Below are 22,020 nucleotides of genomic sequence, written 5' to 3' on the forward strand. Positions count from 1 at the left end.
AGATATTCATGTCTAGCATCGGACACGATGTAGTCGCGGGCCACGAGCACGTGCACGGCGACCATGCCCACGAAACGCCGCAAGGCTGGCGCCGTTGGCTGTTCGCCACCAACCACAAGGACATCGGGACGCTGTACCTGATCTTCTCGTTCACCATGTTCCTGTCCGGGGGCGTGATGGCGCTGATGATCCGTGCCGAACTGTTCGAGCCGGGCCTGCAGATCATGCGTCCGGAGTTCTTCAACCAGTTGACCACCATGCACGGGCTGATCATGGTGTTCGGCGCGATCATGCCGGCGTTCGTCGGCTTCGCAAACTGGATGGTGCCGTTGCAGATCGGTGCATCGGACATGGCTTTCGCGCGGATGAACAACTTCAGCTTCTGGCTGCTGCCAGTCGCGGCCGTTCTGCTGGTCGGCTCGTTCTTCTCACCGGGCGGCGCGACCGCCGCGGGCTGGACGCTGTACGCACCGCTGTCCACGCAGATGGGCCCGGGCATGGACTTCGCGATTTTCGCGGTCCACCTGATGGGTGCGTCGTCGATCATGGGCGGTATCAACATCGTCGTAACGATCCTGAACATGCGCGCACCCGGCCTCACGCTGATGAAGATGCCGATGTTCGTCTGGACGTGGCTGATCACCGCGTACCTGCTGATCGCCGTGATGCCGGTTCTCGCGGGCGCGATCACGATGGTGCTGTTCGACCGTCACTTCGGCACGTCGTTCTTCAATGCGGCAGGCGGCGGCGACCCGGTCATGTACCAGCACATCTTCTGGTTCTTCGGGCACCCCGAGGTGTACATCATGATCTTGCCGGCGTTCGGGATCGTCTCGCAGGTGATTCCGGCGTTCTCGCGCAAGCCGCTGTTCGGCTATAGCTCGATGGTGTACGCAACGGCGTCGATTGCGATTCTGTCGTTCATGGTCTGGGCGCACCACATGTTCGTGACCGGCATGCCGGTGACTGGCCAGCTGTTCTTCATGTACGCGACGATGCTGATCGCCGTGCCGACCGGCGTGAAGGTGTTCAACTGGGTCGCGACGATGTGGCGCGGCGCGCTGTCGTTCGAAACGCCGATGCTGTTCGCGGTGGGCTTCCTGATCGTGTTCACGTTCGGCGGCCTGTCGGGTCTGATGCTCGCGATGGCGCCGCTCGACATTCAGTATCACGGCACTTATTTCGTGGTCGCGCATTTCCACTACGTGCTGGTGGCGGGGTCACTGTTCGCGCTGTTCTCCGGGTGGTACTACTGGGCACCGAAGTGGACCGGCTGGATGTACAACGAAACCCGCGGCAAGATCCACTTCTGGGCGTCGATGTTCTTCTTCAACCTCGCGTTCCTGCCGATGCACTTCGTCGGTCTCGCGGGCATGCCGCGTCGCTATGCGGACTACCCGGCACAGTTCACCGACTGGAACCAGGTCATCTCGATCGGCGCATTCGGCTTCGGTCTGTCACAGGTCTACTTCCTGTTCGCGGTGGCGCTGCCGGCGTACCGTGGTGGCGGTGAGCTCGTAGAGGCGGGCGACAAGCCGTGGGACGGCGCAACGGGCCTCGAGTGGACCGTGCCGAGCCCGGCTCCGTTCCACACGTTCGAGCATCCGCCTACCGTCGAGTAAGCCTGTCCCGGCGAAGTGCCGGGTTCCGGCGGCGCGACACATGCCGCTACCGGAACCGGGCGCTTTGCGAGGCGGCCGCAGTCGGGCGGTCTCACCAGTCAAGAACCGTATTCACAAAGTCGAGCATGACGCGCAATCCACAGGAAAGACGTACGCCGGAGCAGATTCGCGCGGGCAACAGGCGGATAGGGTTGGTGATGTTCGCGATCGCCGCGGTGTTTTTCGCGAGCGTCATTGTGAAGCAGTGTTGGTTCAGCTAACGCCGCAGTCGCAGTCCGTATGCAGGTTTGTTGAGGATTCAGATGTCGACGCAACCGCCGGCCGAGGCCGACCGCTCTTTCAACCGTTCGATGCTGATCAAGCTGTTCGTCGTCGCTTTGATGATGTTCGGTTTCGGTTTCGCGCTGGTGCCGATGTATCGCGCGATCTGCCAGATCACCGGCGTGAACAACCTCGTGCAGCGCGACGTTTCGGCGCGCGAGGCGAAGAATACGCAGGTCGACATGAGCCGCACGATTTCGATTGAATTCGATGCGAACGCGCGCGGCCTGTTGGGTTTCAAGCCGGAGCAGCGCAGTCTCGACGTGCATCCGGGCGAAGTGACGACCGTCATGTACGACGTCAGCAACGGGCAGTCGCGCACGATCCGTGCGCAGGCGATCCCGAGCTACGCGCCGAAGCAGGCGACCGAGTACTTCAGGAAGATCGAGTGTTTCTGTTTCACGCAGCAGACGTTGAACGCGAACGAGACGAAGCGGATGCCGGTGGTGTTCGTGGTCGATCCGAAGTTGCCGAAGGACGTGAAGACGATCACGCTGTCGTACACGTTTTTCGAGTTGAACACACCGGCGGCGGCCAGCGCGGATGACGCGACGCCGAAGGCAAATGCAGTGAACGACGCGACAGCCACTCCCGCGAAGCCGGCCTGAAAGCAGATTTGACGGCGCGAGCCACGGACGAACGAAGGAAGACGAAGCGAGATGAACGATAACGGCGGCAGTCCGCGCAAGAGCAGTTTCGCTCAGTCGATGCGCGCGGTGTTCTGGTCGTTTTTCGGCGTGCGCAAGCGCCGCGATCTCGAGGCGGACGCGACGCAGCTGAACCCGCTGCATGTGATCGTGGCGGCGCTGATCGGCGCGGCGGTCCTGATCGGGGTGCTGATTCTGGTCGTGCGCCTCGTGGTCGGTTGAGGCAGTAGCAGGGCACAGCAGCACAGAAGAGCCCACGAATTAGAGAGAAGCGGTGCGGTATCGACGCGCCGCCGAAGATACAGCCGGAAATTCCGGAACAACTGGACTGAAGTGGAGAATCAAGAATGAGCGGTCAAAACGAGAGCCCGTACTATTTCGTACCGCATCCGTCGCGGCATCCGATCAGCGCCGCTACCGGGTTGCTGGTCATGCTCGGATCGCTTGCGGCCTGGATCAATGACCACACGTGGGCGCCGCTCGGCGTGCTCATCGGTCTGCTGTGGCTGCTCTTTACGCTGTGGCACTGGTTCGGCGACGCGATCGCCGAGTCGGAAGGCGGCATGTACGGCAAGAACGTCGACCGCTCGTACCGCTGGAGCATGAGCTGGTTCATCTTCTCCGAAGTGATGTTCTTCGGCGCATTCTTCGGCGCGCTGTTCTATGCTCGCGAAATCGCAATGCATCAATTGGGCAGCCTCGACTACAAGCTGATCTGGCCGGACTTCACGGCAGTGTGGCCGAACAACGGCCCGGCCGAGCTCGTGGGTACCTACAAGTCGATGCAGCCGTGGCCGGTGCCGACCATCAACACGGCGCTGCTGCTGTCGTCGGGTGCGACGCTGACGGTGTCGCACCACGCGCTGCGCGACAACCATCGCAAGAAGGCGATCGCGTGGCTCGCGGCGACCCTCGTGCTGGGCGTGTGCTTCCTGTTCCTGCAGGGTTTCGAATACTTCCATGCATACCACGAGCTGAACCTGACGCTGGCTTCGGGCATCTACGGTTCGACGTTCTTCCTGCTGACCGGCTTCCACGGCTTTCACGTGTTCCTCGGCGGCACGATGCTCGCCGTCGTGCTGGCGCGCCTGATTCGTGGCCACTTCACGCCGGAACATCATTTCGCATTCGAAGGCGCGGCCTGGTACTGGCACTTCGTCGACGTCGTGTGGCTCGGTCTGTACGTCGTCGTATACTGGCTGTAATGCAGTCAGACCCGCGCGCGCCGCTCGTCGGCGCAGGCGCGGGACGTGCGCGCAACACCTGTCAGGCGGCGCGCACGAGCAGTATGCAAGGATGAATGCAGCGCCGCCCTCGACCTGTCAGGGCGGCGTTTTGTTTGGTGGCGTGAAAATTTTGCCGCCGACGCTTTGCGCCGGCGACCTATCCGCGAGCGTCAGCGCCCGTACGGAATCCCGGTCGACTGAATCCAGCCCATCCAGTGTGCGAACAGGATGAACAGGAACAGCGAGATCGACAGGCCCACGCGCGTAGCGAGCGACCAGACCATCCGCTTGGTCTTGCCTTTGTCGTGCATCATGAAATACAGCGCCGACACCATGCTGGCGATGATCAGAGCAAAGGCGATGGGAACGATAATGTGCATGGAACCAACTGAAACCGGAAAGCGCAGTGGCAAGACACTCATTATCGCACCGCGCGCGGGCGTCTGCCGCAGGTTCCCGGCGGCCCTGCTCGCGATGACGGAGTACCTGCAATGAAGTTTCGCCTGATTCCCGTGCTGCTGATCCTGCTGGTCGTCGTCGTGACGGTGCGGCTCGGTTTCTGGCAGCGCGATCGTGCGCATCAGAAGGAAGCGCTCGAGGCGCGCATCACGCAGTTCGAAAACGCGCCTGCGCTGCCGGTCAGCGCGGCGCCGCTCGCCCTGAAAGACGTGGAGTTTCACCGGGTGAAAGCGCGCGGAAGTTTCGTCGCGGACAAGGTCGTGTACCTCGATAATCGTCCGTATAACGATCAGCCGGGCTTTTACGTCGTGATGCCTTTTAAACTCGCCGACGGCGGCTACGTGCTCGTCAATCGCGGCTGGCTGCCGCGCAACGTGAGCAATCGCGAGACCATCGCGCCGTACACGACGCCGTCGGGCGAGGTCGAGATCGAAGGGATTGCGCGAGCCGACGCGTCACGCGCGTTCGAGCTCGGCGAGGGCGGATCGGCCGCGCATCACCTGATCCGGCAGAATCTCGATGTCGCCGCGTACGCGGCGGAGACCGGATTGCCGCTGCAATCGTTCGTGATCCAGCAGGTCGGCGACGCGCACGACGGTCTGGTGCGCGACTGGCCCGCGCCGACCACCGGCGTCGAGCGCAACTACGGCTACATGCTGCAGTGGTGGGGCATGGCCGCCGCGGCGCTCGCGTTCGGTCTGTATGCGGCGCGCCGCGCGGGCAAAAAAGAACACGCGCCGGGCGCGTGAGGAACGCAAGGCACGGCTCGCCGCCGTCCAAACATTGAAAGAGGTTCTGTAGTGTCGACTCATACTCCCCGTTCGCCGGAAGTTGGCAAAGCCGCTGGCAAAGCCGCCGGCAAACCCGCCGCGGCCAGGCCGATGCCCGGCCAACCGAACGGCCCGGGCTCGTGGCGGCGCGGCCGCTGGGTGCTGCTGCTGCTCGCGGTGATCTGTGCGGCGCCGATCGCGATCTCGTACTTCATGTACTACGTCATCAAGCCGACCGGCGGCAGCACGAACTACGGCGCGCTGATCGACCCGCAACGGCCGATCCCCGACTCGCTCGTGGTCACCGGCGAGGACGGTAAGCCGCTGAAGCTCGCGTCGCTGCACGGCCGCTGGCTGATGATCTCGGTCGACAACAGCGCGTGCGACAAAGCCTGCGTGACAAAGCTGTACTTCATGCGACAAATCCGCGCAGCGCAAGGCCCGGAACGCGAGCGCGTCATGGAGGTGTGGCTGCGCACCGATGCGGACAAGGTCGCCGATGTGATACAAAGCGCCTACCCCAACACCGACATGCTGATCGCCGATCCGGCGCAGGTTGCCGCGTGGCTGCCCGCCGACACCGGCACGCGGATCACCGACCACATCTACCTGGTCGATCCGAACGGCAATCTGATGATGCGTTTTCCGAAAGACGCGAACCCGAGCAAGATCAAAGGCGACCTGACCAAGCTGCTCAAGTGGTCGACCATCGGCTGATGCCGCAACCTGGGTAAATGAGATGTTCGTATTGCAACTGGGCCTGATCGGCTTGTGTATCGCGTTGCTGCCGCTGTCCTACGTATGGGTCAAGGCCGACGACAACAAATTCCGCAAGCTGGTCTGGCTCACCACCTTCCTCACGCTCGATCTCGTGATGTTCGGCGGCTTCACGCGCCTCACCGATTCGGGCCTCGGCTGCCCGGACTGGCCCGGTTGCTACGGCACGTCGTCGCCGTTCATCGCGCACGCGGCGATCTCCGCCGCCTATCAGGCGATGCCGAGCGGTCCCGTCAGCATGACGAAGGCGTGGATCGAAATGATCCACCGCTACTTCGCGATGGCGATAGGCGTGCTGATCATCGCGCAGACGATCATTGCGTGGACGGCGCGCATCAAGCGTCGTCCGCTGCACGTGTCACCGTGGTGGCCGACTTCGCTGCTGCTCCTGATCGTCGTGCAGGGCGCGTTCGGCGCGTGGACCGTGACGATGAAGCTGCAGCCGATCATCGTGACCACGCATCTGCTGCTCGGCCTCGCGCTGCTCGGCACCCTCGGCTGGCTCGGGGCGCGCTTGACGCCGCTGCCCGCCTACGAGCCGGAAGCCGCGCGCTGGCGTTCGGCGGCGCTCGCGGGTCTAGGACTGCTGGCACTGCAGATCGCGCTCGGCGGCTGGGTCAGCACGAACTACGCGGTGCTCGCGTGCACCGACTTCCCGACCTGCAACGGCCAATGGATTCCGCCGATGGACTTCGCGCACGGCTTTCACCTGTGGCGCGCGCTCGGCATGACCGGCGACGGCGACGTGATCACGCAGGATGCGCTGGTCGCGATTCACTGGACGCATCGCACGTTCGCATTCGCCGTGATCGCCTATCTGGTGTGGTTCGCCGTGAAGATGCGCCGTTTCGAGTCGCTGCGGCGACCCGCCAACGGCGTGCTGCTGGTGGTGCTCATCCAGTTCATCACCGGCTTGTCGAACATCGTGCTGCAATGGCCGTTGCCGATCGCGGTCGCCCATAACGGCGGGGCCGCGATCCTGCTGCTACTGCTCGTTATGTTAAACTTTCGGATCGCTTATAGCCGTCCCGGCCGCGCTGCGATCTCTGCGCGCGAAGCCGCGCCAGCGTGACTCACATGGACAGCACAACACTCTCCCAATCGCCCGGCAGCCGGGTCTCCCAATATCTCGCACTGACCAAGCCGCGTGTTACGCAGCTCGCGGTGTTTTGCGCGGTCATCGGTATGTTCCTGTCGACGCCGGGCATGGTGCCGTGGACCGTCCTGATCGGCGGCACCGTCGGCATCTGGCTGTTGGCCGGTGCTGCGTTCGCGATCAATTGCCTCGTCGAGCAGCAGATCGACGCGAAAATGCGCCGCACGTCGTGGCGTCCGTCGGCGCGCGGCGAAATTACTACCCGGCAAATCCTGCTGTTCTCGGCCGTGCTCGGCGGCCTCGGCATGTGGACGCTGTACACGTTCGCCAATCCGCTGACCATGTGGCTGACGCTCGCCACGTTCGTCGGCTATGCGGTCATCTATACGCTGCTGCTGAAGCCGGCCACGCCGCAGAACATCGTGATCGGCGGCGCGTCGGGCGCGATGCCGCCGGCGCTCGGCTGGGCAGCGGTCACCGGCCACGTGCCCGGCGACGCATGGATCCTGGTGTTGATCATCTTCGTATGGACACCGCCGCATTTCTGGGCGCTCGCTCTGTATCGCCGCAAGGACTACGAAAACGCCGGCCTGCCGATGCTGCCGAACACGCACGGCGAAAAGTACACGCGCCTGCATATCCTGCTCTACACGGTCATTCTGTTCGCGGTCACGCTGATGCCCTTCATCTCCGGCATGAGCGGCGTCGTGTATCTCGCGGCGGCGGTGCTACTGGGCGCCGTGTTTCTCGCGTATGCGTGGAAGATCTACCGGGAGTATTCGGACGAGCTCGCGCGCAAAACCTTCCGTTATTCGATCGTCTATCTGTCGCTGCTGTTTGCCGCGCTGCTGATCGACCACTATGCGCGCGTCGTAATCGGCGCGTAACACCATGCTCAACAACCGCTTTGCGCGCGTCGCGCGCGCCGCTGTGATCGCATGCGCGCTCGGCGCGGCGCTGGGCGGCACACTGCTGATGACCGGTTGCGGCAAGCAGCCGCCGGCTTTTACGAATCTCGACATCACCGGCAATACACAATTCGCCAGCGATTTCTCGTTGCCCGACACGTCCGGCAAGATTCGCACGCTTGCCGACTACAAAGGCAAGGTCGTCGTGCTGTTCTTCGGCTATACGCATTGCCCGGACGTCTGCCCGACGACGATGGCCGAGCTGTCACAGGCATTGCAGCAACTCGGCCCGGAAGACGCGAAGCGTGTGCAGGTGCTGTTCGTCACACTCGACCCCGAGCGCGACACCCCGCAGTTGCTCGCGCAATACGTGCCGGCGTTCAATCCGAGCTTCGTGGGCTTGCGTCCTGCCAGCGAAGAGCAACTCGCGAAGCTCGCGAAAGACTTCCGCGTCTACTACGCGAAGGTGCCGGGCGAAACGCCCGACAGCTACACGATGGACCACACGGCCGCGAGCTATGTGTTCGACACGGACGGCAAGCTGCGTCTGTTCGCGCGCGATGGTCAGGGCGCGACGCCGTGGGTGCACGACTTCAAGCTTTTGCTCGATTGACGCGTATCGCAGGCGGCTTTTTGTCGCGCCGCCGCTTACGCGTCCCCGCATCGATCTCCTCTTCGCAACTCGCGCTCAAACCGGGGTCGGCAGATTCAGCCCCGGCGCGATACGCGTTGTCTTGAACTCCGTCACCTCGTAGCGCGCGAGCTGTTGCTCGGCGAACGGATCGCTCGCGAGAATGCGATCCAGCCTGTCGCGCTCGATACGCACCGCGAGGATGATGCCGCCGTCGCGCGGCACTTTCGGCCCGGCCGCGACGAAGATGCCCGCGTCGAACTGCTTGGCGAGAAACGCGCGATGCGCGTCGAGCGCGTCGTCGATACGATCGAGCGGGGCGGTGTAGATCAGGTTGATCACATACATGGTCGTCCTCAGTGGCGGTTGAGTGGGCCTTGCGAGGCCACGGCTCCGAATTATCGGTTAGCTGCGGTTTTGCGTCGCGCTAGTCAGCACGCTCGCGCTCTGCATATCCATATGCGCTAAGGGTATTTTCCAACTTGCCGCCCGTATGAAACAATTTAGGGCTTGGCCGACGGCGCGCCAGCACGAACCGGAGCGCCGCCCATTTTCATCCGACTCCGGCATCCATCGGAGCCATCGACTCAAAAAGTCGAACCGCAACAGCGAGAAACACATGCAGCGCAGAAATATCCTCAAAGCCCTCACCGCAGTCGTCGCCGGTGCGGCGATCCTGACCAGCTTCGGCGCGTACGCCGACGACAAGGTCATCAAGGTCGGCACGATCGGCGGCCCGGACGCGCAGATCTGGGAAGTCGTCACCAAGGTTGCGAAGCGCGAAGGCTTGAACGTGAAGGTCGTCGAGTTCAACGACTACATCCAGCCGAACGCCGCGCTCGATGCCGGCGACCTCGACGCCAACAGCTTCCAGCACCAGCCGTACCTTGATAGCCAGACCAAGCAGCGCGGCTACAAGCTCGTCAACGCGGGCCTCACGTACATCTCGCCGCTAGGCGCGTACTCGAAGAAGCTGAAGTCGCTGAAGGATCTGCCGCAAGGCGCGAAGGTCGCGGTGCCGAACGATCCGTCGAACGAAAATCGCGCGCTGCTGTTGCTGCAGGCGCAAGGCCTGATCAAGCTGAAGGACGGCGCGGCCACGGGCGGCAACAACGCGACGCCGCTCGACGTCGTCGACAATCCGAAGAAGATCAAGTTCGTCGAGCTCGACGCTGCGCAACTGCCACGTTCGCTCGCCGACGTCGATGCTGCCGTCATCAACACGAACTTCGCGCTGGCCGCCGGCCTGCAGCCGACCAAGGACGCGATCGCGCTCGAAGACATCCACAGCCCGTACGCGAACCTGATCGCCGTGCGCACGAAGGACAAGGATCAGCCGTGGGTGAAGAAGCTGGTCGCCGCGTATCAGTCGGAAGACGTGCGCCAGTTCATCAAGACGCAGTTCAAGGGTTCGATGGTGCCGTCGTTCTAAGCGACGCGTTCAGCGCGATCACACGCGCAGCCGCATGGCATCGCAAAAAGCACGCGCCGCACAGGCGCGTGCTTTTTTTATAGCTCCAACTCCCATCTTTCGATCATCAGATCGTGGCCGAAGCGGCGCTGCGTCGCGCTGTCGGCCAGCTTGAATCCAGCGCGCTCACAAAGCCGCCGCGGCTCCGCCAATGCGCTCGCGGTGGTCAGCGTCAGCTTCGTGTAGCCCGCGCGCCGCGCGAAGCGCACACATTCGCTGATCAGCTGCGTGCCGATGCCGAGCCGCCGCACGTCCGGTTCGACCCACAGCAGGCGTATGCCCGCGACCGTCGTCGAAACCCCCACGAGGCAAACCGAGCCGACCACCAGACCTTCCTGTTCGGCGATCCAGCACTTCTCGCGCACTGGGTCGTTGCGCTGCGCGTACTCGGCGACGACGCGCGCGAGCAAGCCCTCGAACGTGTGATCCCAACCGTATTGCGCGGCGAACCACTGCGCCTGCCGATGCACGAGCCAGCCGCATTCGCCGGCGCGCGGCTGACGCAGCACCACGAGCTCATGCTTCGGCTTGTCGCCGAGCAGCCGCTCGATCAGCTTCATCGCGGCGATCAAATGCTCCTGCGATAGCGCGCTGAGTTTATCGAGCAGGCCGAGTGCTTCGTGGATGGCGGCGGCCTCGAGCGGTGCGTAGGTGGCGTGGCCGTGCTCGGTGAGCGCGATCAGCGACTGGCGCGCGTCGGTGTCGGACGGGCGGCGCGAGATCAGGTTGCGTCGCTCGAAACTGGTCAGCAAGCGGCTCAGATAGCCACTATCGAGGCCGAGCGCGCGCCCGAGCACCGATGCTGTCTGCGCACGGGCACGCGATAGCTCGTGCAGCACGCGCACTTCCGTCAGCGAGAACTCGCTTCGCGCCAGATGCTCGTGCAGGGCGCCGACGCACTGGGTATAGAAGCGATTGAAATGGCGGACGGCCTGAGCGCGCCGCAGCGCCTCGGAATCAGTCAAGGACGGCTCCCCCGAAACTTTTTGTGGTCGGTACAGCGCACTATATCGGCACGCCCCTTATTTACAAAGCCGGTCCATCGCAGCCTGGCGCCAATTGGTATTAAACAGGTATTGATCATCGAGGGTGTTTTGATACCACTAAAGCCCGGTCGCAGCTTGCTGGTATCGTCAATTGGTCCGATTCGGGAAAGTCCTGGTCCGCGAATCCCTTTCGCAACAGCGCTTAAATTCGCATCTTAACCTTACCTGGTAAGGCTTTCTGGCCGTCCTGACCAACATGGAACCAGTCCGTTGACTGGTATTATGTTGGTTATATAATGGGCTCTCATTTTTCGAGGCCGTGCTGCTCGCGGCGTCCCTGGAGTCCCATGGAAACTCGCTGGTCCGCATTGATGCCTGACGTGCGCAACGTCACGCCGCTCTACCTACAGCTCGCGCGCAACCTGGCGACGGCGATCCATTGCGGCGTCTGGTCGGCCGGCGAGGCTCTGCCCTCCGAGCGCACGCTGTCCGACGCGATCGGCGTATCGCGCATCACCGCGCGCAAGGCGATCGAGCTGCTGGTCGAGCAGGGACTGATCCGACGCTCGCGCGGCGCCGGCAGTTTCATCACGCCGCGCGTCGAAGACCCGCTGTCGCGTCTCACCGGTTTCACGAAGAAGATGCAGCAGCGCGGGTTCCGCCCGGATTCGGTATGGCTCGAACGCGATGTGCGCGCTGCCAATCGCGACGAGCTTCTGCACCTCGGCCTGTCGCCGGGGGCGGCCGTCGCGAGCCTGCGGCGGCTGCGGCGCGCGGACGGCATCGTGATGGCGGTCGAGCATTCGGCGCTGCCGGTCGCGATCGTGCCCGATCCGCTCGTGATCGGTGACTCGCTGTACAGCTATCTCGAGCAACGCGGCGCGGCTGTCGTACGCGCGTTGCAGCACTTCCGCGCGGTCAACGCGTCGAGCGAAATCGCCGCGCTGATGGACATCGAACCGCGCACCGCACTGCTGGTCATTACCCGTATCGGCTATAGCGCGGATCAGCGCGCGATCGAGCTGACCGACACCTATTGCCGCGACGACTACTACGACTTCGTCGCTGAATTGCGTACCTGAACTGCGCGGGCCGCATAGGCCGCAAGTCCGGCGAACGCACTTTTGCCGCATACGTATCACGCACCAGAGAGACCCATGCTGACCGGAAACATACTCACCACCGAAGGGTGGATCCACGGCACGCTCGAATACGAAAACGGCCGCATCACGGCGCTGTCAGGCGAGCGCGTCGATCCGTCGACGAACGACGCACCGTACATCCTGCCCGGCTTCATCGATCTGCACGTGCATGGCGGCGGCGGCGCCGACGTCATGGAAGCCGGCGACGCGATCGAAACGATCACCCGCACGCATGCGCGCTACGGCACCACGAGCCTGCTCGCAACGACGATGACCGCGCCGCGCGACGAACTGATGAACGTCGTCGCCGGGCTCGGCACCGTCACGCGGGTGCGCACGCCGGGCTGCGCGCGGGTGCTCGGCGTGCATCTGGAAGGGCCGTACATCAACCCCGGCAAGCTCGGCGCGCAGCCCGACGCGGCGGTGTCGGCGGTGATGGACGAGGTGCTCAAGTATCTGTCGATCGCGCCGATCCGCGTCGTCACGCTGGCGCCCGAGATCGCCGGCCACATGGAGATCATCTCCGAGATGACGGCGCGTGGCGTGCGCGTGCAGCTCGGCCATTCGCTCGGCACCTACGACGACGCGGTCGCCGCGCTCAAGCACGGCGCGTGCGGCTTCACGCATCTGTTCAACGCGATGTCGCCGCTGCATCACCGCAACCCTGGCCTCGTCGGCGCGGCGCTCGCGCACGCCGAATACGCCGAAATCATTCCCGACCTGCTGCACGTGCATCCGGGTGCGATCCGCACCGCGCTGCGCGCGATTCCGCGCCTGTACGTGGTGACGGACAGCACGTCGGCCACCGGCATGCCCGACGGCGAGTACCGCCTCGGCAGCCAGCACGTGACCAAGTGTCTGGGCGGCGTACGGTTGGCCGACGGAACGCTCGCGGGCAGCACGCTGACGATGGATCAGGCGCTGCGCAATCTTGTCTCGATCGGCCTGCCGATCGCCGATGTATCCCACCGTTTGTCGCGCTACGCCGCCGACTATCTCGGCATCGAGGACCGCGGCCGCATCGCGCGCGGTGCGTGGGCCGACGTGGTCGTCTTCGACCGCGAGCTGGCGCTTAGCGCAACCTACGTCGAAGGAGAAGCCATTGTCGAATATGCTTAAAGAAGCGCTCGCGTCCCCCGCAACGGTCGCCGAGCAGCTCAAGGACTCCTCGCGCGTCGCGACGCTCGCCGCGAAGCTCGCGCAACAGCCGCGCCACGTCGCGCTGACCGTCGCGCGCGGCAGCTCGGACCACGCCGCCAGTTACTTTGCCTCTCTGACGATGAGCCGCCTGGGCGTGCCGGTCGCGTCGCTGCCGATGTCGGTCGCGACGCTGCAGCAGGCGCCGCTGCAGGTGCGCGATCAGCTTGCGCTCGCGTTTTCGCAATCGGGCAAGAGCCCCGACCTCGTCGGCACGATGAACGCGTTGCGAGCAGCCGGCGCGCTGACGGTCGCCGCCGTCAACGCCCCGAGCTCACCGCTCGCCGACGCGTGCGAGTGGCATCTGCCGCTCGTCGCCGGTCCCGAGCTGAGCGTTGCCGCGACCAAGAGCTACATCGCGATGCTGTCGATCTCCGCGCAACTGATTGCGCATTGGCAGAACGACGCCGAGTTGCTCGCTGGACTGAATACGCTGCCCGACGCGCTGGAACGCGCGGGCCGCCTCGACTGGTCGATGGCCGTCAACGACTTGCGCGGCATCGAGCGGATGATCGTGATCGGCCGCGGCCTTGGCCTCGCGATCGCGCAGGAAGCCGCGCTCAAGCTGAAGGAAACTTCCGGCATCCAGGCCGAAGCATTTTCGAGCGCGGAAGTGCGTCATGGTCCGATGGAGCTGATAGACCGCGACTATCCGCTGCTCGTGTTCGCACCGCGCGGGCCGGAGCAGGCGGGTCTGCTGCAACTCGCGCAAGACATGCGCGCGCGCGGCGCGCGCGTGCTGCTCGCGGCACCCGATGACGTCGCGGAAGCTTCGCTGCCGCTCGTCGCCACCGCACACGCGGCGCTCGATCCGATCGCCGCCATCCTGTCCTTTTACGTGATGGCCGCGGATCTTGCCGCCGCGCGCGGGCGCAATCCCGACGCGCCACGCCATCTGAACAAAGTCACCGAAACTCACTGACGAGAACGACGATGCGACGTGTCGAGAAGTCCAACCTGATGAGCCATTCCGAAGATCACATTGTTTTGCTTGCACCGCTGACCGGTCCGGTGGTGCCGCTCGCGAAGGTGCCGGACCCGGTATTTTCGGGCGGCATGTTCGGCGACGGCATCGGCGTCGATCCGCTCGAGGGGCGGCTCGTCGCGCCGTGCGACGGCGTCGTCACGCATCTCGCGCGCACCGGCCACGCGGTGACGCTCGAGAGCGCCGAAGGCGCGCAGATTCTGCTGCATATCGGTATCGACACGGTCGGGCTGAACGGCAAGGGTTTTGCGCCGATGGTCGCGCAGGGCGCCAAGGTGCGCGCCGGTGACGTGCTGATCGAGTTCGATCAGGATCAGGTCGCGCTGAACGCGCCGAGCCTCGTGTCGGTGGTCGCAATCGCGAATTCGGATGCGTTCGAGATCATCGAGCGGGCGCCGGACGGTCACGTCAAGGCCGGCGCAACGCCGCTGCTGGTGCTGCGCGCGCGCGAAGGCGTCAGCCATGACGCGGCGCGCGAGGCGTGCGCCGCGCAGGTGATGGACGAAGCGCGCCGGCAGATCACGCTGACGCACGCGGGCGGTCTGCATGCACGGCCCGCGGCGCGAGCGCGCGAAGCGGCGCGCGGCTTCGACGCGCGCGTCGAGGTGCGCTACGACGGACGCAAGGCGCCGATCGAAAGCGTGGTGGGTCTGCTGGGACTCGGTGCCGGCGAAGGCGCGAGCGTCGAGTTGCTCGGCGTCGGTCCGCACGCGCAGGCGGCGGTCGATGCTGTCGCCGATGAACTGACGCGCGAAGCGCACGGTGAGGTGGAACACAAGCCCGCGCGACCGGCGACAGCACCGACGACCGTGGTTGCCACGCCCGCCGCGGGCGAGCCGCTCGCGCCGAATACGCTCGCGGGTGTATGCGCGGCGCCGGGCGTCGCCGTCGGTAAGCTTGTGCGCTGGGACGACGCGGATGTCGATCCGCCCGAGCAGGCGAGCGGCACGTCGGCGGCGGAGAGCCGTCTGCTGGACAAGGCGATCGCGACCGTCGATGCGGATCTCGACACGATCGTGCGCGATGCGTCGCAACGCGGCTCGGTCGGCGAGGCGGGGATTTTCGCGGTGCATCGCGTGCTGCTCGAAGATCCGACGCTGCTCGACGCCGCGCGCGATCTGATCAGCCTCGGCAAGAGCGCGGGTTTTGCGTGGCGCGAGGCGATCCGCGCGCAAATAGACATCCTGAGTAATGTGGAGGACGCACTGCTCGCCGAGCGGGCCGCCGATCTGCGCGACATCGAAAAGCGCGTGCAGCGCGCGCTCGGCTACACGAGCAGCGCGGCCCGCGCGCTGCCCGACGAGGCGGTGCTCGCGGCCGACGAATTCACGCCGTCGGATCTGTCGTCGCTCGACCGCACGCGTGTGACCGCGCTCGTGATGGCACGCGGCGGCGCGACCTCGCACGCGGCGATTCTCGCGCGTCAGGCGGGCATCCCGGCGCTGGTCGCGGTCGGCGACGCGTTGCATGCGGTTCCCGATGGCGCGCAGGTGGTGGTGAACGCGAGCAACGGCCGGCTCGAATTCGCGCCGACCGAACTCGACGTCGAACGCGCGCGACAAGAACGCGGCCGCCTCGCCGATGTGCGCGAAGCGAATCGGCGCACGTCGCAGCAGTCAGCGGTGACCTCCGACGGCCGCGCGATCGAAGTGGCCGCCAACATCGCCACGCTCGACGATGCGAAGGCCGCCGTCGACAACGGCGCCGACTCGGTCGGCCTGTTGCGCACCGAGCTGCTGTTCATCCACCGCCCGGCCGCGCCGAGCGCGGACGAGCATCGCCACAGCTATCAGGCGATCGTCGATGCGTTGCGCGGCCGCAGCGCGATCATCCGCACGCTCGACGTCGGCGCGGACAAGGAAGTCGACTATCTGACGCTGCCGCCCGAGCCGAATCCCGCGCTCGGCCTGCGCGGCGTGCGCCTCGCGCAGGTGCGCCCCGATCTGCTCGACGACCAGCTGCGTGGCCTGCTTGCGGTGCGTCCGATCGGCGCCGTGCGCATCCTGCTGCCGATGGTCACCGATGCGGGCGAACTGATCCGCATCCGCAAGCGTATCGACGAACTCGCACGCGAAGCGGGCAGTACCGAGCCGGTCGAAGTGGGTGTGATGATCGAGGTGCCGTCGGCCGCATTGCTCGCCGATCAGCTCGCCCAGCACGCCGATTTCCTGTCGATCGGCACCAACGACCTGACTCAATACACGCTCGCGATGGACCGCTGCCAGCCCGATCTCGCGGCGCAGGCGGACGGCCTGCATCCGGCGGTGCTGCGGCTGATCGCGGCGACCGTCGAAGGTGCCGCGAAGCATGGCAAATGGGTCGGCGTGTGCGGCGCGCTCGCCGGCGACCCGCTCGCGATGCCGCTGCTGGTGGGCCTGGGTGTGACCGAGCTATCGGTCGATCCGGTCTCGGTGCCCGGCATCAAGGCACGCGTGCGCACGCTCGACTATCAGTTGTGCCGCCAGCGCGCTCGCGAGGCGCTCGCGCTCGACTCGGCGCAGGCGGTTCGAGCCGCAAGCCGCGCGACGTGGCCGCTCGATTGAAAGATTAATCAAATGGAGAACTCGCACGCCGTGCGTCCGGCAGTACGGCTGCCTTCACGCGCGGCGCGATTCTCCGCATCGCTGCACTACTCACCGAAGACGTACCCCACGAGACAAAATTGGAGATACCGATGGATGCAAATCCGTTTCTGAAGATACAGCGCCTGGGACGCGCGCTGATGCTGCCGATCGCGGTGCTACCGGTCGCCGGCCTGCTGCTGCGGCTCGGCCAGCCCGACGTGTTCAACATCAAGATGATCGCCGATGCGGGCGGCGCGATCTTCGACAACCTGCCGTTGCTGTTCGCGATCGGCGTGGCGGTCGGCTTCGCCAAAGACAATAACGGCGTCGCGGGTCTGGCTGGCGCGATCGGCTATCTGGTGCAGACCGCGGTGATGAAGGACATCAACGACAAGCTCAACATGGGCGTGCTGTCGGGGATCATCGCGGGGATCGTCGCGGGGCTGCTGTACAACCGCTACAAGGACATCAAGCTGCCCGACTACCTGGCGTTCTTCGGCGGCAAACGCTTCGTGCCGATCGTGACAGGCGTGGTCTGCGTGGTGCTAGGCATCATATTCGGCCACGTGTGGGCGCCGGTGCAGAGCGCGATCGATCTGGCCGGCCACTGGCTCACGACGGCCGGCGCGCTCGGCGCATTCGTGTTCGGCGTGCTGAACCGCTTGCTGCTCGTCACGGGCCTGCATCACATCCTGAACTCGCTGACGTGGTTCGTGTTCGGCAGCTTCACGCCGGCCGGCGGCGCGGCGGTCACGGGCGACCTGCACCGCTTCTTCGCCGGCGACCCGACCGCGGGCACTTTCATGACCGGCTTCTTCCCGGTGATGATGTTCGGCCTGCCGGCCGCGTGTCTCGCGATGTTCCACGAGGTGCCGAAGGAGCGTCGCGCAGTGGCCGGCGGCCTGCTGTTCTCGATGGCGCTCACGTCGTTCCTGACCGGCGTGACCGAGCCGATCGAGTTCAGCTTCATGTTCCTTGCGCCGGTGCTGTATGCGATCCACGCGCTGCTGACGGGGCTGTCGCTTGCGATCTGCTCGGCGCTCGGCATTCACCTCGGCTTTACCTTCTCGGCGGGCTTCATCGACTATGTGCTGAACTTCGGTCTGTCGACGAAGGGCTGGTGGGCGATTCCGCTCGGTATCGTGTACTCGGTCGTGTACTACGGTCTGTTCCGCTTCTTCATCCGCAAGTTCAACATGGCGACGCCGGGCCGTGAGCCGGCCGCTGCGGAAGAGCAGGTCGAGTCGTTCGCGGCGGGTGGTTTCGTTGCGCCGGCGGCCGGTGCGGCCGTGCCGCGTGCGCAGCGTTATATCGCGGCGCTCGGTGGGGCAGCGAACCTGTCGGTCGTGGATGCATGCACGACGCGTCTGCGCCTGTCGGTCGTCGATGCGGACAAGGTCTCTGAAAGCGAACTGAAGTCGATCGGCGCGCGTGGCGTGCTCAAGCGCGGCGCGAACAACGTGCAGGTGATCATCGGACCGGAAGCGGACATCATTGCCGATGAGATGCGTACGGCGATCGCGCAGGGTCAGGGCGACGCAGTGAAGGTGGCGAGTGCTGCCGTGTCGGCGCCGGCTACCGCTGCCGCGCCGGCCGCGCGAAACGCCGGGCACGCCGACGACGCGCAAAGCGGCCCGCTCGACCCCGATCCGCTGCGCTGGCTCGCCGTGTTCGGCGGCGCGGGCAACGTGGTGTCGCTCGATGCGGTCGCGGCGACGCGTCTGCGCGTGGTCGTGCGCGATGCGGCGGCGATCGATCGTCAGCGCCTCGCGTCGCTCGATACCGCGTGGGTGTCGACCGACACGTTCCATATCGTCGTCGGCGAGGCCGCGCAGCGCTATGCGCAGAAGCTGGCCGAGCGGCTGTCGTCGCAAGGCGGTGGCGCGGGCGCGGCGCCGGTGCCGGCTTGATCGGCTGATGGCTGTCGGGCACTGTTGAGAGAAAAAGCGGCACCTTGTCCCATCCCAAGGTGCCGCTTTCGCGTCTACGACCAAAGCGTGCCGCCTGGCGAGCCACCCGCTTATGGTCCCGCTCAATACATCGAATGGTGGTTTTCCTTGATCGCAGCGGCGGTCACCTTGCCGCGCATCACGCGATAAACCCAGCCGGTATAGAGGAGGATGATCGGCAGGAACAGGATCACCGCGAACAGCATGATTTCGAGCGTCATCTGGCTCGACGTCGAATCCCACATGGTCAGGCTGCTGCGGCCGTCGAGTGACGAAGGCATGATGAACGGGAACATCGAGAAGCCCGCGGTCAGGATCACGCCGACGACCATCAGCGACGTCGACAGAAATGCCGTCGCCTCGAAGCGCGAGCGTGCGAGCAGCACCGCGAGCACTCCGCCGACCAAACCCGCGAGCGGCGCGATCGCAGTCCACGGATAGAGCGCGTAGTTGTTCAGCCACAAACCCGGCGCGCCGATCACGGTTTTCATCAAAGGATTGGAGACCGCGTCGAGCGGTGGCATGTCGACGATCTGATAGCCGCCGATCATCGTCGCGACGAGCGCGCCCGCGATGAGAAACAGCACCACCGCGCATAGCGCCGAGAGCTGCAGCGCCTTCGACGCGCGCTCGTGAACCTCGCCATCGGTCTTCCACTTGACGAACGCCGCGCCGTGCGCGGCCAGCATCGACACGCTGACGAGACCCGTCAGAAGCGCGAACGGATTGAGCAGGCCGAAGAAACTGCCGTGATAGGTGACGCGCAGGTCGGTATCGAACGAGAACGGCACGCCTTGCAGCAGATTGCCGAACGCGATGCCGAACACCAGCGCCGGTACGAAGCCGCCGATGAAAAGACCCCAGTCCCACGCGTTGCGCCAACGCGGATCCTCGCGCTTGCCGCGATAGTCGAAGCCGACCGGACGGAAGAACAGCGCGAACAGCACCAGCAGCATCGCGAAGTAGAAGCCCGAGAACGATGCCGCGTAGGCGAGCGGCCACGCCGCGAACATCGCGCCGCCCGCGGTCACGAACCAGACCTGGTTGCCTTCCCACGTCGCGCCGACCGTGTTCACGACGATGCGGCGCTCGGAGTCCGTCCTGGCGATGAACGGCAGCAGGATCGCCGCGCCCATGTCGAAGCCGTCGGTGAGCGCGAAGCCGATCAGCAGTACACCTATCAATACCCACCAGATCAGTCTGAGAGCTGCGTAGTCCATATGGCTTATTCCTCTGAAGCGGTGTGGCGGCGCGTCACGCGGCCGTGTTCGACAGCGGCTGAGTCACCTGCTGGTCGTTCTCGTGATGATAGCGGCCGGTATGCAGCGACGAAGGGCCGAGCCGTGCGTACTTGAGCATCAGCATGATCTCGATGACGAACAGCCCCGTGTAGAACAGCACGAAGCCGCCGATGCTCAGATACAGATCGCGCGGCGTCAGTGTCGATGCGGCCAGGTTGGTCGGCAGAATGCCCGCGATGCTCCACGGCTGGCGGCCCATTTCGGCGACGATCCAGCCTAGCTCGGCGGCGATCCACGGCAGCGGAATCGCGAGGACCGCCCAGCGCAGAAACCAGCGACGCTTTTCGAGCAGCAGCGTGCGCTGCGCGCAGAACCAGAACGCGAGCACGAAGGTCGCGAGGAACAGCAGGCCGAGGCCGACCATCATGCGGAACGAGAAGAACAGCGGCAGCACTGGCGGAATCGTGCTTTTTGCCGCGGCCGCGATCTGCTCTGGCGTCGCATCGGTGACGTTCGGCGCGAACCGCTTGAGCAGCAGGCCGTAGCCGAGATCGTCCTTGTACTTGTCGAACGCGGCGTGCGCTTCGTCGCTCGAGTCGCCGCCTTTCAACTTTTGCAGCGCCGCGAAGGCGAGCATGCCGTTCTTGATGCGCCCCTCGTTTTCAGCGATCAGGTCGCGCAGGCCGACCACGGGTTCGCTCAGCGAGCGGGTCGCAATGATGCCGAGCGCGTACGGCACGCGGATCGCGTAGTCGGTGCGCTGCTCTTTTTGATTGGGAATACCGAATACCGTGAACGGCGCGGGCGCGGGCGCGGTCTCCCATTCGGATTCGATCGCGGCGAGCTTGACCTGCTGGACTTCACCGGTCCGATAGCCGGATTCGTCGCCAAGCACGATTACGCACAGCGCCGACGCGAGGCCGAAACCGGCGGCGATCGCGAACGAGCGCAGCGCGAATTCGGTGTCGCGGCGCTTTAACAGGTACCACGACGACACCCCGAGCACGAACATCGCCGCGGTCACGTAACCGGCCGACACCGTGTGCACGAACTTCACCTGTGCGACCGGGTTGAAGATCACCGAGCCGATGTTGTCGAGCTCCATGCGCATCGTCTGGTAGTTGAACGTCGCGCCGACCGGATTGTTCATCCAACCGTTGGCGATCAGAATCCACAGCGCCGACAGGTTCGATCCGAGCGCGACACAGAACGTGACGATCAGATGCTGGACCTTTGACAATCTGTTCCAGCCGAAGAAGAACAGACCGACGAACGTCGATTCGAGGAAGAACGCCATCAGTCCTTCGACGGCGAGCGGCACGCCGAATATGTCGCCGACGTAATGGGAGTAATAGGCCCAGTTGGTGCCGAACTGAAACTCGAGCGTGAGGCCGGTCGCGACGCCCATTGCGAAGTTGATGCCGAACAGCTTGCCCCAGAACTGCGTCATGTCCTTGTAGATCTGCTTGCCGGTCATCACGTAGACCGACTCCATGATGACGAGCAACCAGGCGAGGCCGAGCGTGAGCGGCACGAACAGAAAGTGATAAAGCGCCGTGATGGCGAACTGGAACCGCGACAGTTCTACGACTTCGCTAACGGGCATGTTGATCACCTCCGGACGGATGCGGGGCGGGCACCGACAGTAGCGCCTGCGCGACCTGCTGAGGCGGCAGCATCATGTGCTCCGCCTGCGGATGATTGAAGAATGTGAACTTGAGCGCCATCAGTAGGGCGAACTTGATGGCGAGAATGATGGCGATATCGCGCGCCAGCGTTGGACCGCGCACCCACCTGCTGAACCCGCCGCGCAAGCGCGACCGGACAGTGCTGCTGCGATTGAGGGCTAGGGTCATGATCGGTCGAAAGACGACTTCACGCCGGAGAGTCCGGCCGGATCCAGACCGCCCTTGCCGTCAGGCAGTCTGGCGAATGCATGCCGATTGTAGGAGGGGAAACCTCGTGCTCTGAGGGTTAGCCATGCGGCATCACGTCGCGAAACTTGCCGCGTCTGTCCAGTATTGCTAC

At 64.8% G+C, this 22,020-nt stretch carries 22 protein-coding genes; 16 read left to right on the forward strand and 6 right to left on the reverse strand.

Features of this window, described 5'->3' with window-relative positions; all coding sequences use genetic code 11:
- The first annotated feature begins 8 nt into the window (after positions 1–8).
- The 5 genes from ctaD to AB4Y34_RS03380 all read left to right on the forward strand — a co-directional run bounded on the left by ctaD (position 9) and on the right by AB4Y34_RS03380 (position 3,795).
- Positions 9–1,622 (forward strand): cytochrome c oxidase subunit I, encoded by a 1,614-nt coding sequence (gene ctaD / locus AB4Y34_RS03360; protein ID WP_176382420.1) that lies wholly within the window; start codon positions 9–11, stop codon positions 1,620–1,622.
- 125 nt (positions 1,623–1,747) lie between these two features.
- Complete coding sequence (locus AB4Y34_RS03365) at positions 1,748–1,882, forward strand: cytochrome oxidase small assembly protein (RefSeq protein WP_217709958.1); 135 nt, start codon at positions 1,748–1,750, stop codon at positions 1,880–1,882.
- 42 nt (positions 1,883–1,924) lie between these two features.
- Positions 1,925–2,551, forward strand: a complete 627-nt coding sequence (locus AB4Y34_RS03370; RefSeq protein WP_368715245.1) for a cytochrome c oxidase assembly protein — start codon at positions 1,925–1,927, stop codon at positions 2,549–2,551.
- A 51-nt stretch (positions 2,552–2,602) separates the two neighbouring features.
- Positions 2,603–2,812 carry a DUF2970 domain-containing protein gene (locus AB4Y34_RS03375; protein ID WP_368594793.1) on the forward strand — a complete coding sequence of 70 codons (210 nt, stop codon included), beginning with the start codon at positions 2,603–2,605 and terminating at the stop codon, positions 2,810–2,812.
- 125 nt (positions 2,813–2,937) lie between these two features.
- On the forward strand, positions 2,938–3,795 hold the full coding sequence (locus AB4Y34_RS03380) for a cytochrome c oxidase subunit 3 (protein ID WP_176109649.1): 858 nt from the start codon (positions 2,938–2,940) through the stop codon (positions 3,793–3,795).
- A 191-nt stretch (positions 3,796–3,986) separates the two neighbouring features.
- Here AB4Y34_RS03380 and AB4Y34_RS03385 read toward each other — a convergent pair whose 3' ends face one another.
- Complete coding sequence (locus AB4Y34_RS03385) at positions 3,987–4,196, reverse strand: twin transmembrane helix small protein (RefSeq protein WP_008921867.1); 210 nt, start codon at positions 4,194–4,196, stop codon at positions 3,987–3,989.
- 111 nt (positions 4,197–4,307) lie between these two features.
- Between AB4Y34_RS03385 and AB4Y34_RS03390 the strand changes: the two genes are divergently transcribed.
- Genes AB4Y34_RS03390 through AB4Y34_RS03410 form a run of 5 tightly spaced genes read left to right on the forward strand, consistent with a single transcriptional unit; the run spans position 4,308 to position 8,439 of the window.
- Positions 4,308–5,024: an SURF1 family protein gene (locus tag AB4Y34_RS03390; protein ID WP_368715246.1), complete on the forward strand. Its 717-nt coding sequence runs from the start codon at positions 4,308–4,310 to the stop codon at positions 5,022–5,024.
- Positions 5,025–5,075: 51 nt separating this feature from the next.
- Positions 5,076–5,762 carry an SCO family protein gene (locus AB4Y34_RS03395; RefSeq protein ID WP_368715247.1) on the forward strand — a complete coding sequence of 229 codons (687 nt, stop codon included), beginning with the start codon at positions 5,076–5,078 and terminating at the stop codon, positions 5,760–5,762.
- Between the two features lie 22 nt (positions 5,763–5,784).
- Positions 5,785–6,894 carry a heme A synthase gene (locus AB4Y34_RS03400; protein ID WP_368715248.1) on the forward strand — a complete coding sequence of 370 codons (1,110 nt, stop codon included), beginning with the start codon at positions 5,785–5,787 and terminating at the stop codon, positions 6,892–6,894.
- 5 nt (positions 6,895–6,899) lie between these two features.
- On the forward strand, positions 6,900–7,805 hold the full coding sequence (gene cyoE, locus AB4Y34_RS03405; RefSeq protein ID WP_176109645.1) for a heme o synthase: 906 nt from the start codon (positions 6,900–6,902) through the stop codon (positions 7,803–7,805).
- A 4-nt stretch (positions 7,806–7,809) separates the two neighbouring features.
- Positions 7,810–8,439, forward strand: coding sequence for an SCO family protein (locus AB4Y34_RS03410; RefSeq protein WP_368715249.1), 630 nt, complete (start codon positions 7,810–7,812; stop codon positions 8,437–8,439).
- A 75-nt stretch (positions 8,440–8,514) separates the two neighbouring features.
- Here the strand turns inward: AB4Y34_RS03410 and AB4Y34_RS03415 are convergent, their stop codons facing one another.
- Positions 8,515–8,805 (reverse strand): YciI family protein, encoded by a 291-nt coding sequence (locus AB4Y34_RS03415; protein WP_176109643.1) that lies wholly within the window; start codon positions 8,803–8,805, stop codon positions 8,515–8,517.
- A gap of 271 nt (positions 8,806–9,076) precedes the next feature.
- Between AB4Y34_RS03415 and AB4Y34_RS03420 the strand changes: the two genes are divergently transcribed.
- Positions 9,077–9,889, forward strand: coding sequence for a MetQ/NlpA family ABC transporter substrate-binding protein (locus AB4Y34_RS03420; protein WP_176382433.1), 813 nt, complete (start codon positions 9,077–9,079; stop codon positions 9,887–9,889).
- Between the two features lie 77 nt (positions 9,890–9,966).
- Here AB4Y34_RS03420 and AB4Y34_RS03425 read toward each other — a convergent pair whose 3' ends face one another.
- A complete protein-coding gene (locus AB4Y34_RS03425; RefSeq protein WP_368715250.1) occupies positions 9,967–10,893 on the reverse strand; it encodes a GNAT family N-acetyltransferase in 927 nt (308 codons plus the stop codon).
- Positions 10,894–11,261: 368 nt separating this feature from the next.
- On the opposite strand from AB4Y34_RS03425, the gene AB4Y34_RS03430 reads away from it, so the two are divergent.
- The 5 genes from AB4Y34_RS03430 to nagE all read left to right on the forward strand — a co-directional run bounded on the left by AB4Y34_RS03430 (position 11,262) and on the right by nagE (position 18,712).
- Complete coding sequence (locus AB4Y34_RS03430) at positions 11,262–11,996, forward strand: GntR family transcriptional regulator (protein WP_013088293.1); 735 nt, start codon at positions 11,262–11,264, stop codon at positions 11,994–11,996.
- Between the two features lie 75 nt (positions 11,997–12,071).
- Complete coding sequence (gene nagA, locus AB4Y34_RS03435) at positions 12,072–13,175, forward strand: N-acetylglucosamine-6-phosphate deacetylase (RefSeq protein ID WP_176382439.1); 1,104 nt, start codon at positions 12,072–12,074, stop codon at positions 13,173–13,175.
- Positions 13,159–14,175 carry an SIS domain-containing protein gene (locus AB4Y34_RS03440; RefSeq protein WP_176382441.1) on the forward strand — a complete coding sequence of 339 codons (1,017 nt, stop codon included), beginning with the start codon at positions 13,159–13,161 and terminating at the stop codon, positions 14,173–14,175. Before nagA ends, AB4Y34_RS03440 begins: the two co-directional genes overlap by 17 nt.
- Positions 14,176–14,213: 38 nt before the next feature.
- Complete coding sequence (gene ptsP, locus AB4Y34_RS03445; RefSeq protein ID WP_368715251.1) at positions 14,214–16,781, forward strand: phosphoenolpyruvate--protein phosphotransferase; 2,568 nt, start codon at positions 14,214–14,216, stop codon at positions 16,779–16,781.
- A 131-nt stretch (positions 16,782–16,912) separates the two neighbouring features.
- On the forward strand, positions 16,913–18,712 hold the full coding sequence (nagE, locus tag AB4Y34_RS03450) for an N-acetylglucosamine-specific PTS transporter subunit IIBC (protein WP_368715252.1): 1,800 nt from the start codon (positions 16,913–16,915) through the stop codon (positions 18,710–18,712).
- Between the two features lie 122 nt (positions 18,713–18,834).
- Here nagE and cydB read toward each other — a convergent pair whose 3' ends face one another.
- From cydB to cydP, 3 genes are read right to left on the reverse strand one after another with little or no spacing between them, the layout of a single operon-like run.
- Positions 18,835–19,971 carry a cytochrome d ubiquinol oxidase subunit II gene (gene cydB / locus AB4Y34_RS03455; protein WP_368715253.1) on the reverse strand — a complete coding sequence of 379 codons (1,137 nt, stop codon included), beginning with the start codon at positions 19,969–19,971 and terminating at the stop codon, positions 18,835–18,837.
- 34 nt (positions 19,972–20,005) lie between these two features.
- Positions 20,006–21,598, reverse strand: a complete 1,593-nt coding sequence (locus tag AB4Y34_RS03460; protein ID WP_176382449.1) for a cytochrome ubiquinol oxidase subunit I — start codon at positions 21,596–21,598, stop codon at positions 20,006–20,008.
- The gene (gene cydP / locus AB4Y34_RS03465) at positions 21,588–21,848 is read right to left on the reverse strand and encodes a cytochrome oxidase putative small subunit CydP (protein WP_176382451.1); all 261 of its coding nucleotides are present in this window, start codon (positions 21,846–21,848) and stop codon (positions 21,588–21,590) included. The genes AB4Y34_RS03460 and cydP overlap by 11 nt, the downstream gene beginning before the upstream one ends.
- Positions 21,849–22,020 lie beyond the last annotated feature (172 nt).

It is taken from the genome of Paraburkholderia sp. BR10954 (genome assembly GCF_040965775.1).
Lineage (GTDB): Bacteria > Pseudomonadota > Gammaproteobacteria > Burkholderiales > Burkholderiaceae > Paraburkholderia > Paraburkholderia youngii.

Excerpts from the sequence above, each read along its gene's own strand:
- ctaD (WP_176382420.1), top strand. The coding sequence starts at position 9 with ATGTCTAGCATCGGACACGATGTAGTCGCGGGCCACGAGCACGTGCAC.
- AB4Y34_RS03365 (WP_217709958.1), top strand. The coding sequence starts at position 1,748 with ATGACGCGCAATCCACAGGAAAGACGTACGCCGGAGCAGATTCGCGCG.
- AB4Y34_RS03370 (WP_368715245.1), top strand. The coding sequence starts at position 1,925 with ATGTCGACGCAACCGCCGGCCGAGGCCGACCGCTCTTTCAACCGTTCG.
- AB4Y34_RS03375 (WP_368594793.1), top strand. The coding sequence starts at position 2,603 with ATGAACGATAACGGCGGCAGTCCGCGCAAGAGCAGTTTCGCTCAGTCG.
- AB4Y34_RS03380 (WP_176109649.1), top strand. The coding sequence starts at position 2,938 with ATGAGCGGTCAAAACGAGAGCCCGTACTATTTCGTACCGCATCCGTCG.
- AB4Y34_RS03385 (WP_008921867.1), bottom strand. The coding sequence starts at position 4,196 with ATGCACATTATCGTTCCCATCGCCTTTGCTCTGATCATCGCCAGCATG.
- AB4Y34_RS03390 (WP_368715246.1), top strand. The coding sequence starts at position 4,308 with ATGAAGTTTCGCCTGATTCCCGTGCTGCTGATCCTGCTGGTCGTCGTC.
- AB4Y34_RS03400 (WP_368715248.1), top strand. The coding sequence starts at position 5,785 with ATGTTCGTATTGCAACTGGGCCTGATCGGCTTGTGTATCGCGTTGCTG.
- cyoE (WP_176109645.1), top strand. The coding sequence starts at position 6,900 with ATGGACAGCACAACACTCTCCCAATCGCCCGGCAGCCGGGTCTCCCAA.
- AB4Y34_RS03410 (WP_368715249.1), top strand. The coding sequence starts at position 7,810 with ATGCTCAACAACCGCTTTGCGCGCGTCGCGCGCGCCGCTGTGATCGCA.
- AB4Y34_RS03415 (WP_176109643.1), bottom strand. The coding sequence starts at position 8,805 with ATGTATGTGATCAACCTGATCTACACCGCCCCGCTCGATCGTATCGAC.
- AB4Y34_RS03420 (WP_176382433.1), top strand. The coding sequence starts at position 9,077 with ATGCAGCGCAGAAATATCCTCAAAGCCCTCACCGCAGTCGTCGCCGGT.
- AB4Y34_RS03430 (WP_013088293.1), top strand. The coding sequence starts at position 11,262 with ATGGAAACTCGCTGGTCCGCATTGATGCCTGACGTGCGCAACGTCACG.
- nagA (WP_176382439.1), top strand. The coding sequence starts at position 12,072 with ATGCTGACCGGAAACATACTCACCACCGAAGGGTGGATCCACGGCACG.
- ptsP (WP_368715251.1), top strand. The coding sequence starts at position 14,214 with ATGAGCCATTCCGAAGATCACATTGTTTTGCTTGCACCGCTGACCGGT.
- nagE (WP_368715252.1), top strand. The coding sequence starts at position 16,913 with ATGGATGCAAATCCGTTTCTGAAGATACAGCGCCTGGGACGCGCGCTG.
- cydB (WP_368715253.1), bottom strand. The coding sequence starts at position 19,971 with ATGGACTACGCAGCTCTCAGACTGATCTGGTGGGTATTGATAGGTGTA.
- AB4Y34_RS03460 (WP_176382449.1), bottom strand. The coding sequence starts at position 21,598 with ATGCCCGTTAGCGAAGTCGTAGAACTGTCGCGGTTCCAGTTCGCCATC.
- cydP (WP_176382451.1), bottom strand. The coding sequence starts at position 21,848 with ATGACCCTAGCCCTCAATCGCAGCAGCACTGTCCGGTCGCGCTTGCGC.